This is a genomic window from Sorangium sp. So ce321 (assembly GCF_051530195.1).
Classification (GTDB): Bacteria; Myxococcota_A; Polyangia; order Polyangiales; family Polyangiaceae; genus Sorangium.
This window is the reverse complement of sequence record NZ_CP150329.1, coordinates 4,349,131-4,359,881: the sequence shown is the minus strand read 5'-3', so window position 1 is coordinate 4,359,881 and position 10,751 is coordinate 4,349,131. Positions and strand designations below refer to the sequence as shown.

Annotated in this window: 7 protein-coding genes; 6 read left to right on the top strand and 1 reads right to left on the bottom strand. The window is 72.3% G+C overall.

Annotated features, from left to right (window positions below; genetic code table 11):
- Positions 1-145: 145 nt before the first annotated feature.
- From WME89_RS16710 to WME89_RS16695, 4 genes are all read left to right on the top strand, one after another.
- Positions 146-904, top strand: coding sequence for a CDP-alcohol phosphatidyltransferase family protein (locus tag WME89_RS16710; RefSeq protein ID WP_438010135.1), 759 nt, complete (start codon positions 146-148; stop codon positions 902-904).
- Positions 905-1,130: 226 nt separating this feature from the next.
- Positions 1,131-2,744 carry an RHS repeat domain-containing protein gene (locus tag WME89_RS16705; RefSeq protein WP_438010134.1) on the top strand — a complete coding sequence of 538 codons (1,614 nt, stop codon included), beginning with the start codon at positions 1,131-1,133 and terminating at the stop codon, positions 2,742-2,744.
- Complete coding sequence (locus WME89_RS16700; RefSeq protein ID WP_438010133.1) at positions 2,671-4,245, top strand: RHS repeat domain-containing protein; 1,575 nt, start codon at positions 2,671-2,673, stop codon at positions 4,243-4,245. Before WME89_RS16705 ends, WME89_RS16700 begins: the two co-directional genes overlap by 74 nt.
- On the top strand, positions 4,242-6,848 hold the full coding sequence (locus WME89_RS16695; RefSeq protein ID WP_438010132.1) for a hypothetical protein: 2,607 nt from the start codon (positions 4,242-4,244) through the stop codon (positions 6,846-6,848). The genes WME89_RS16700 and WME89_RS16695 overlap by 4 nt, the downstream gene beginning before the upstream one ends.
- A gap of 214 nt (positions 6,849-7,062) precedes the next feature.
- Here WME89_RS16695 and WME89_RS16690 read toward each other — a convergent pair whose 3' ends face one another.
- Positions 7,063-7,458: a GNAT family N-acetyltransferase gene (locus WME89_RS16690; protein WP_438010131.1), complete on the bottom strand. Its 396-nt coding sequence runs from the start codon at positions 7,456-7,458 to the stop codon at positions 7,063-7,065.
- A 102-nt stretch (positions 7,459-7,560) separates the two neighbouring features.
- On the opposite strand from WME89_RS16690, the gene WME89_RS16685 reads away from it, so the two are divergent.
- On the top strand, positions 7,561-9,249 hold the full coding sequence (locus tag WME89_RS16685; protein WP_438010130.1) for a L,D-transpeptidase: 1,689 nt from the start codon (positions 7,561-7,563) through the stop codon (positions 9,247-9,249).
- A gap of 174 nt (positions 9,250-9,423) precedes the next feature.
- A complete protein-coding gene (locus tag WME89_RS16680) occupies positions 9,424-10,725 on the top strand; it encodes a UDP-glucose dehydrogenase family protein (protein ID WP_438010129.1) in 1,302 nt (433 codons plus the stop codon).
- Positions 10,726-10,751 lie beyond the last annotated feature (26 nt).

Here is a 10,751-nt window from a genome sequence, read left to right as displayed (position 1 = left end):
CGCTCGCGCCGCGCGCCTCCGCCGCGGGGCGGTGGCGCGGTCGCGGGGCTCCGGGGAACAGCGCTCGCGCCGCGCGTCTCCGCCGCGGGGCGGCGACCAGAAATCCGGCGGGATCTCTCGCGCGCGGCACTAGGATACGCCGGACATGTTCGGCGAAGCGAAGCAGATCTACCTGGCCACGCGGAAGAAGCACGATCAGCTCTTCAACACGTACGTGATGCGCCCGCTCGCCGGCGGCGTCGTCGCGCTGCTCGCGCGGACGGCCATCACGCCGAACCAGGTGACGCTGCTCAACCTCGCCGTGTTCGTGGTGGCGGCGGCGCTGCTCGTCGCCCTGCCCACGGCGGCCGGGGGCCTCGCCGCGATCGCCGTGCTCGAGCTGAGCTATCTCCTCGATTGCGCCGACGGGATGCTCGCGCGCCACAAGCAGCTCGCCTCGAAGGAGGGCCACCTCTTCGACTTCTTCACGGACGAGCTCAAGGCGGTGCTGCTCTCGGGCGCCCTCTCGGTGCGCTTCTTCCGCGTCGGCGGGCTCGGGCTCGACGGGGCGCTCTGGCCCGCCGGCGACGCGCGCTTCCTGCTCGCCGGCGTCGTCGGCGTCGCGGTGATCGCCTCGGCGATCTCGCTGACGAACTTCGTCCGACGCCCGGAGATCAGCGGCAAGGAGACGTCGGTCTCCGCGTACTACGAGACCGTCGCCGAGCAGCGCCCCCGGTCGCCCGCCGCCAGGGCGGCGGCGCTCGTGACGACGTTCCTGCGCTTTTTGAACCACTACCCGAGCCACATCTGGGCGTTCGCGCTCGCGGGGCGGCTCGACGTGTTCTTCTGGATCTACGTGCTGATCAACGGCCTCTACCTGGCGCGGGGCTGGCTCGGGCTGCTGCTCAGGTTCGGGCGGGCCTAGCCCCGCGCGAGGGCGTCTGGTGCGGTGTTCGATCGAGATCACGTCGAAAGGCGCGATGTGCGCGCCGCGGGAGCGAGCCGGCGAGAGGCCGCGCGGGCGGGCGATGTCGCTGCGCCGTCGAGGACAGGATAGCAGCTGACCATCGCGTGCTCCTTCGATGCTGCGCGCCCGGGCGCGCTTGACAGGGAGGAGGCGCTGCGGCCTGCTGGCGTTCGGAGGTGCTCCCATGGCGCGCACGGCCCCGGTGCCCAACATCCCCGCGATCCCCGGCATGAACCCCGGAGTCTTCGTGATGGGCGGCGGAGGCGCCGGAGGGGGCGGTGGAGCGGGCGGCGGAAACGGATCGAAGAACCGCCAGGGCGCCGACGGGAAGAACGGCGGCAAGGACGCCGATGGCGGCGGCAAGAGCGCCTGCGGCACGCCCGGGAAGGACGGCGGCGGCTGCCCCCGACACCACGGCGGCAGCCGCAGCGGCGCGGCCTCGCACGGGGATCCTATCGATGTCGTCACCGGGCGCGTCTTCACGACGCCGGTCGTCGACCTCGAGCTGCCCGGGCCCATGCCGCTCGAGCTCGCGCGCTCCTACGCCACCTCGATCCGCGCCCGGGACGTCGGCCTCGGCCACGGTTGGACGCACACGTTCGCCTGGGAAGTGGAGCTGCGCCGCAGCGGCGCTGTCGTCTGGACCGAGGATGGTCTCGACGTGGCCTTTGGAGCTGTCGAGCGGGATACCGGTGTTCTGGGGCCGCACGGGTGGGTGCTGCATCGCCACGAGGAAGGGTTCGCGCTCGACGTGCCCGACGGCACGCGGCGAACCTTCGAGGTCGACATGGGCGATCCCATGCGCCGGCGCTTTCGCCTCGCGGCCGTGGAGGATCGCGCGAGGAACCGGATTCAGCTCGTCTACGGCAAGTCGACGCTGTCGCGCATCGTCGATTGCGTAGGGCGCACGATCCGCGTGCTGGCCACGCGGGATGGGCGCATCGCCGCCATCGAGGTAGTCTGCCCCTCCGGGCGGGTCGTGCGCGCCGCGCGCTACGGCTATGACAAGGCCGGGCGCCTCGTCGACGTCACCGACGCGGACGGGCACGTGACCGCGTATGCCTATGATGACGATCACCGTCTCGTCTCGTATCGCCTGCCGACGGGCCTCGTCTTCCACTTCCGTTACGATCCGGCGGGGCGCGGCGTCGAGACGTGGGGCGAGCACGAGAGCGGTGTCGACCCGTGCCTCGCGGACGACCTCTCCGATCTGCTCATGGACGGCCGCACGAAGGCCAGGGGGATTCATCACGTCAAGGTCGACTATGGCCCTCACGGCTACAGCGAGGTCGTCGACGCAGCGTGCGTCTTCAGGAACTTCGGCAACGAGCACGGCAAGGTCGACAAGGCCGTCGCCAACGGGCGCGTCTTCTCCCGGACCTACGATTCTCGCGGACACCTCACCTCGTACACCGATGCGCTGGGCGCGACCACGCGCTGGGAGCGCGACCTCTTCGGCAACGAGACGCGCGTCATCGACGCGCTCGGCCGGGAGACGCGCGTCGAGCGGCTCCCGAACGGCGACATCACGCGGATCATCGACGCTGGCGGGGGCGAGGGAGAGGCAGATCGTCGACGGCGCGACGTTCGAGGTGACCGTCGCTCTCGACGCCGTCGGCATGCCTGTCCGCCACCGGACCTCGCTCGGCCACAGCGCGGAGTGGCGTCGCGACTATGCAGGACGGAGCTTCAAGCTGCTGCTGGACGGGACCGACGAAACGGAGGTGCGACTCGACGCCTCCGGGCGCGAGGTCGAGCGGATCCTGTCGCGCGGCGGGCGCGTGCTGTTCGGCCATGATCCAGCGGGCAGGCTCGTCGAGAAGCGCGTCATCGCGCCGCACCTCGCGAGGGCAGCGCGCCCGGGCGAGCCCGACTGGCTGGGAGCGCGGGACCCTGCGGTGACCGTTCACCAGCGGCTCGAGTACAACGCGTCGTCCGAGCTCTCGACGCTCTGGGACGCACGGCGCGGGACGACACGATACAGCTACGACGCGCTCGGGCAGCTCCTCGCGGCCGTGCCCGACGGCGCCCGTGGCGAGCTCTTCGCCTACGACGCAACGGGAAACCTCCATGAAGCAGGCGACGCTGCGGCTGCTCGCGAGTATGGCCCCGGGAACCGCCTGCTGCGCGCCGGAGGGACGACGTTCGTCTGGGATGAGCTCGGCAGGCTCACCGAGAGGCGCGGACGCGTCGAGGGCGGCGAGCGCCTCGCCTCCTATGCGTGGTCGAAGGCGGGCACGCTCTCCAGGGTGACCATGGCCGACGGTACCGTCGTCGAGTTTGCTTATGATGCCTTCGCGCGGCGGCTCAAGAAGGAGGTTTATCGGGTGAGCCCGGGCGGCGGCCGCGAGATGCTCCGGCGCACGCGCTTTCACTGGTACGGAGACACGCTGCTGCACGAGGTCACGGAGGCGGGCGGCCTGCGCTTCGAGCGCCGGTACCACTTCGATGACGGCGGCGAGCCTGTGGCTCACCGCGAGATCGTTCAGCAGGGTGGCAAGCGGAGCGAGGGCGCCTGGGTGTACTACGTGAACGACCTGGCTGGCTTCCCCGAGCGGCTGGTCGACGGTGACGGCCGTATCCTCGGCGAGCTCGGAAGGACGGTTTGGGGCGCCGCCGCGATGCAGGAGGGCAGCACGGCGGCGACGCCGATACGGTTCCTGGGTCAATATGCCGACGCGGAGACCGGGCTCTTCTACAACCGCTACCGGTACTACGACCCGCATATGGGCCGGTACATCTCGCCGGATCCGCTCGAGCTGCTCGGCGGGCTCAACGTCTTCGCCTATGCCAGGAATAGCCCGTTCTTCTTCGGGGATCCTCACGGGCTCGTCTACACGCGCATCGTCGACAACAGCACGAACCCCGCCACGGTCCTCTCCGAGGGCTACAACATCGAAGAGGCCCGAGGGAAGCCGCCCGAGCGAGGAGGGCAGATCCCGCAGACCTTCACCGACAAGCCGTGCGCCGAGACGCAGGCCCTCCAGCGCATGAAGAACGACATCACCACGCAGATCCAGGACGAGCAGAGGACCGCGAAGGCGCGAGGGAACAAGAAGCAGCCCTTCAAGCCGATGACGCCGTCCGAGGTCGACGCAGAGGCAAACCGCCGGCTCAAGGCCAGGTTCGACGATCCGAACGTCTCGATCGAGACCTTCCAGGAGAAGGGGGGCCCCCGCGTCGACCCCTGCGACTCCTGCGGCCAGATGATCGCGGATCTCGAGATGGGGCATGCGGTGGTGGGCGCCAAGGGCAAGCGTGGGCAGTACGGAAAATACCGGAAACCCAAGGGATATTGAGCGACGCGGAGCGGGAGACGGCGATGGAGGAGGGCTTCTTCGGGCACAGCCAATCCGCGGCCTTCGACGCGATCTGCGCCTGGCATGACCGAGGTCGCGCCGCCGCCTGCGTCGTGTACGGGCCGGCCGGCGCCGGCAAGGGCACCGTGATCGATCGCTTCTTCGACTCGCTCGACGGGTCCGGCGTGCAGCGCGTCCTCGTCCGCGCGGGCCGGGTATCCGGGGCGCCCTTCGAGCACGAGGTGCTGACGCGGCTCGCGGCCGGCCTGTGGCCCGACGACGCGCCGCACGCCGAGGATCGTCAGGGGCTCTGCGAGCTCCTCGTGAACGAGATCGCGAACCGGGACGCCGAGGAGGGCGAGCCGGCGCTCCTCCTCGGCCTGGTCGGACCGGATGCGTGCGCCGACTGGCCAGAGGATCGCGAGCGGTCGGTGCTCGGCGAGCTCGGCCCTTCTGTGCGCGTGCTGGTCGCGGTGACCGGTCCCAGGGAAGCGGCCGAGCGGTGGGCAGCGCGGCTCGCCCTCTGCGCTGACAGCATCGACTGGGTGCACGTGGGCGGCTTTCGGCTGGACGAGATCGACGCCCCTTTGCGCGATCGGCTCGCCTGGGCGGCGATGGACGGTCCGGGGCCGCGCGCGACCGTGGAGGCGGCGGCGGACGCGCTGCGCGAGCGCGGGGCGGCGCGGCTGGAGGCGCTGCTGTCGATCCTCGCGCGCGCGCTCGCGCCGCTCGACCTGGGGGACGCGTCGTCGCTCCTCGGCGTGGAGGACGCGGAGCTCGCCGCCTCGCTCGACGCGCACCGCGCCGCGATCGCTCCGGTGATCGCGTGGGGTGAGCGGTGGAGCGCCCTCCGGTTCCGGCACGAGGCCCTGCGCGCAGCCTGGACGGCCGCGAGCGAGGACGGCGCCGCCGTCTGCGAGCGGCGGCTCGTGGAGGCCGCCCGCAAGCTGCTGGGCGCGCATGCCCGGGCGGACGGTCGCCCCCCGGAGGGCCACGCCGCCGCCTACCTCCGCCGGTATGCGGGAGCTCACCTGCTCGCGTCCGGCGCGCCGCCCGCGGATCTCCTCGCGCTCTGCGACCCGCGCTGGGCGTGGCCGTCCTCGCTCGAGGACCTCGCCGCGCGCCGGGCCGAGCTGCGGCGCCTCCGGCGCTCGATCGCCGCGCCGCTCGAGGCCTCCGGCGCGAGCGAGGCCCTGGCCGAGCTGGTGCCCCGCCTCGCGCGCGTCGCCCTCGCGCAAGGTGCGCTCGGGACGCTGCACCGCGCATGGGATCAGCGAGATGCCTGGCCCGGCGACGCGGCGCGCGGCGACGCCGAGCGGTCGCTCGCCGTCGCCCTCCTCGCGCTCTCGGCGCACGCATCGGAGCGATCGCGCGAGGAGATCGCGGCGAGGGCGCGCGAGCTGGTGCGGCGGCGCGGAGCCGCCTGGCGCAACGAGCCATGGCGCGACGCGCAGGCGCTGCTCGCGGCGGCGGGCGCCAGCCCGGGCGGCGATGCGGCGAGCTTCGCGCGCTGGGCGGTATCCGCCACATCCCGCGACGAGCAAGGTCCCAGCCTGCCCTTGTGGCTCAGCGCGGCCCGGTTCCTCCCGCCACCAGAGGCCGATGCGCTGGTCGCGGAGGCCATCGAGCGCGCGCGCTCGGATCCGCGACCGGGTCACGCGCTCGCGCAGCTCGCCGGGGCGCCGGGCCTCGACGCCGGCCAGGCGCGCTCGCTCTTTCGCGCGGCGCTGGCGCTCCCGCCGGGATCGCGCGCCAACGCGCTGGCGCCTCTCCTGCGAGCGCTGTCCGACGAGGAGCAGGCCCGCGGCGTGTCCGCGCTCTTCGCTGCCTTCCTCGACGGCGCGAGCGCGGGCGGCGAGCCCCTCGACTACCCTTCATGCGCCGAGGCGCTGTCCCCCTTCCTCGGGGTGCCCGAGCTCTCGAAGCTGCTGGACGCCCCGATGACCGGCATGGGCGCAGCGCTCGCCGTGCGGCTCGCCGAGCTCGGCGAGACCGCGCGCGCGCTCGACGTCATCGAACAGCTCTGCGGCGGCGGGATCCACGCCGCGGGCCCGCTGCTGCGCGCCGCTGCGACCGAGGGAGGCCGTCCGCTCGTCCGCGCCGCGCGGGACGCGGTGATGTCTCTCGAGCCAAAATGGGTCGCCGCCGCGCTGGTGGGCGACCATGCGGCCCTGGCGATCGAGGTGCTGGGGCTCGACGCGTCGGTCGAGATCGCCGAGCGCGGCGGCGGCTCGGGGCACGCGCGCATCGCCGCCCTCGCGGCGCTGTGCCGCGCTGCGCCCGAGGCGTCGCGGTCATCGCTCGCCGCCCGCGCCGTCGCGGCATACCGCGAGAGCGGGGAAACGGATGGGCTGGAGAAGGTGATCCGCTGCGCTGCCTGGATGTCGCTCCACGACGCAGCGTGGCTGTTCGCCAGGAGCCTCGGCGACGCAGCCGGCTCGGTCACGCTGGTGTCGACCCTGAGCGGCTGGGGAGGCGTGGAGATGCTCGCGCCGCTCGTGGCACGGCTCGGCGGCGAAAGCGCGCTCATCGCCGTGGCGGACGCCCTGCACGAAGCGAACGAGTGGCTCGCGTGGATGGAGTCCGGCGACAGGAGCGCCTGACGCGGCGCGCCCTGCGCCGGGAGCCGGCGGAGATCTCAGGCGGCGCGCCGACCCGCTCCAGGGGATCCGAAACTGAACCGGAAGGACGCTGACGCCCGCGCCGGCACATCGCGACCGGCCCGCGCCCCCTCACGAGGGGGGTGCGGTCGATCCGAGTCCCTGCCGAACGGCCTCCGGAGCCCGCCCGCAGGGGAGCGCCGACGCTCGGGGTCGCTCATCCCCCGAGCTTCATCAGACCGGCCTCGGTCGGCGCGAAGCCGCAGCCCCGGTAGAAGCCGGCGAGGTGCGGCTCGAAATCCACGTGAAGCCACTGCATGCCGCGCTCGCGCGCCACGGCGGCCGCGCCCGAGACGAGCTCGCGCCCGACCCCGCGGCGCCGGTGCGCCGGGTGCACCGTCGTGTCCAGCACGAAGGCGTGGATGCCGCCGTCCCACGCCAGGTTGACGTAGCCGATCAGGCGCCCGTCGGCGAACGCGCACACGAAGGCGAGGCTGTGCGCGTGCTTCCGCTCAAAATCGGTCGGCTCATGCGCAGGCCAGGAGGCGGCGAAGAGCTCATTGAGCTCGTCGTTGCTCACGACGGGGCAGGTGCGGTGTTCGATCGACGGCATGATGGCGACTCCTGGCGGCCTCGGAGAAGCTCGGTTACAGGGCCACCGGACCCGCCGAAAACTGGCCTGCCTCCCCCTCCTGTGCATTACGGTCGCCCGGCCATGGACACGCCGCCCCGAACGCGCGCCGCAGCCCCGCTCGCGGCGAGCCGCCATGCCCTCGCCCTCCTCGCCCTCGCCGCGCTCCTCCCGGGCTGCGGCAACGGAGGCAGCGCGCCCGACTCGCCGGCCGAGCACCAGGGCGCCGGCGATGGCCAGCGCCCCGCGGGCGCCTCGCCCTCCGCCGCCGCCTCCGCGTCCCCCGCCGCCCCCGCCGCGGCCGAGGACGAGCCCCCGCCCGGCCAGCCCGTGGGCCCGCCCATCGTCTCGCTCTCCGGCGTCGCCACCCCGCCCCAGCCGCCCCCCGAGGGCAGCCCGCGGCTCGCCAGCATCGCGATGCTCACGCGCGTCTACGCCAGGCCCAGCATCGACGCCAAGCGCGTCGGCTTCCTGCGCGCCGGGGCGGTCGTGGAGATGGATCCCGAGCCCGCCGGCACGGCCGGCTGCCCCGGGGGCTTCCGCAAGATCAAGCCGTTCGGCTACGTCTGCATCGGCCCCGACGCGACCCTCGACCTCGATCACGAGATCGTCCGCGCCACGGCCCGCCGCCCCGACGTCACCCAGAAGCTCCCGTACATGTACGGCACCGTGACGCGCGGCGGCCCCGCCTACGCGCGCATCCCCACCGAGGACGACCTCGCGCGGTACGAGCCCAGCCTCAAGAAGCACCTCGACCGCTGGGCCAAGGACGAGCAGAGCGGCGCCACCTACGGCCTCGACGTCTGGCTCAAGTGGCGCACCGAGCCCGCGCCGCCCGCGCTCGACGCGCTCGCGCAGCGCATCACCGACCGCGACGTCCCCTGGTTCCTGCGCGACGGCCGGCGCGCCCCCAACCTCTCCGGCCTGATCAAGACCGCGGACGCCGTGAAGATCGACGAGGTCTCGCGGCGCAACGGCATGGCGTTCATCGAGTCCTTCCTCCACGAGGGCCGGCGCTACAACGTCACCACCGACCTCCGGGTCGTCCCCGCCGATCGCTTCCGCCCCATCCGCGGGTCGGACTTCCACGGCGTCGAGATCGGCAAGGACATCGACTTCCCCTTCGCGCTCGTGCGACGCGCCGGCGGCAAGCGGTGGCGCGTGGAGGGCAAGAAGCTCGTCGAGGGCGGTGAGCTCGAGTGGCGCTCGGCCGTGCCCCTGACAGGGAAACAGCAGTTCTTCGGCGGAAAGCTCCACTACGAGACGAAGGACGGCGACTGGGTCGACGACCGCCACGCCGGCCGCATCGACCCCGCGAAGAAGATGCCGGCCTGGGGCAAGAACGGCGAGAAGTGGCTCGACGTCAACCTCACGAAGCAGGTGCTCGTCGCCTACGAGGGCACGAAGCCCGTCTACGCCACGCTCATCTCGAGCGGCGAGGCCGGGCTCGAGGACCACGAGTCCACCACCGCGACCAAGCGCGGAATCTTCCGGATTCACACGAAGTACATCTCCATCACCATGGACTCGGACGCGGTGGGCGAGGAGTTCGAGCTGCGCGACGTCCCCTACGTGCAGTACTTCGAGGACGGGTATGCGCTGCACGGCGCCTACTGGCACGACAAGTTCGGCCGCCCGAAGAGCCACGGCTGCATCAACCTGTCTCCGGAGGACGCGCGCCGCCTCTTCTTCTGGACCGAGCCCGCCGTCCCGCCGGGCTGGCACGGCGCGGCGCGCTCGCTCACCGGAACGGTGGTGTTCGTACACCCCTGAGCCACGCGGCCCCCGGCGCGTCAAGCTCCCCGCGGCCCGGCCGCGGCCCCGGCCCCGGGGCGCGGCCGCCGGGTGCTCGACGCGCATACTGCAGGCGCGGGACCTGTCGATCGCAGGCCACACTTCGCGCGACTGCCGGCTCGAACAGCAGCGGAGTCGTGGTAGATCCCGCCCATGCAGCTTGCCGTCGTTGGAACAGGGTATGTCGGCCTGGTGGCCGGCGCAGGTTTCGCGGATTTCGGGAACGACGTGGCGTGCGTCGACGTGTCCGCTGCAAAGATCGAGATGCTGAAGCGCGGAGAGATGCCGATCTACGAGCCCGGCCTCGACGTGCTGATCGCGAAGAACACGCGCGACGGCAGGCTCCGGTTCTCCACGGACGTGGCCGGCGCCATCCGCGACGCCGAGATCGTCTTCATCGCCGTCGGGACGCCGCAGGCCGACGACGGCTCCGCCGACCTCTCCGCCGTCGAGGCCGTCGGCGAGACGATCGGCAAGAACCTGAACAATTTCAAGGTGATCGCCACGAAGAGCACGGTCCCTGTCGGGACGGCGGACCGGCTCCGGCAGATCATCAGCGCGCACACCTCCCAGGCGTTCGCCGTCGCGTCGAACCCGGAGTTCCTCAAGGAGGGCGACGCGGTGAACGACTTCATGAAGCCGGACCGCGTGATCATCGGCTCGGACGACCCGAAGGCGCGCGAGATCCTGCGCCACCTGTACAACCCGTTCGTCCGGGCGAGCGACCGCATCCAGCTCATGGACGCCCGCTCGGCCGAGCTCACCAAGTACGCGGCCAACGCCCTGCTCGCGTCGCGCATCTCGTTCATGAACGACCTCGCCGTGCTCGCGGAGAAGGTCGGCGCAGACATCGAGCTCGTGCGCAAGGGCGTCGGGTCCGACCCCCGCATCGGCACGAAGTTCCTCTTCGCCGGCCCGGGGTTCGGCGGGTCGTGCTTCCCCAAGGACCTCTCGGCCATCCTCCACACAGCGAGCACGGTGGGGCACGACCTGGAGATCGTCCGCGCGACGGAGCGGATCAACGCGCGGCAGAAGCGGCTGCTCGCGAGCAAGGTGAGCGCCCACTTCGACGGCGCGCTGAAGGGCAAGACGGTCGCGGTCTGGGGGCTCGCGTTCAAGCCGCAGACCGACGACATCCGCGAGGCGCCCGCGCTCACGCTCATCGACGCGCTGCTCGAGGGGGGCGCGACGGTGCAGGCGCACGACCCGCAGGCGATGCCGAACGTGCGCGCGATCTACGGCAACCGCATCCTCCTGAGCGACAACATGTACGGCGCGGCCGAGGGCGCGGACGCGCTGGTCGTCGTCACCGAGTGGCACGAGTACCGGCGCCCCGACTTCCACCGGCTGAAGCGCATCCTGAGCTCCCCGGCGCTCTTCGACGGGCGCAACGTCTGGGAGCCCGACGAGCTCCGCGGCATGGGCTTCACCTACACGGGCATCGGCAGGAAGTAGCGTCCACGCGCGGCCCGCGCGCGCTC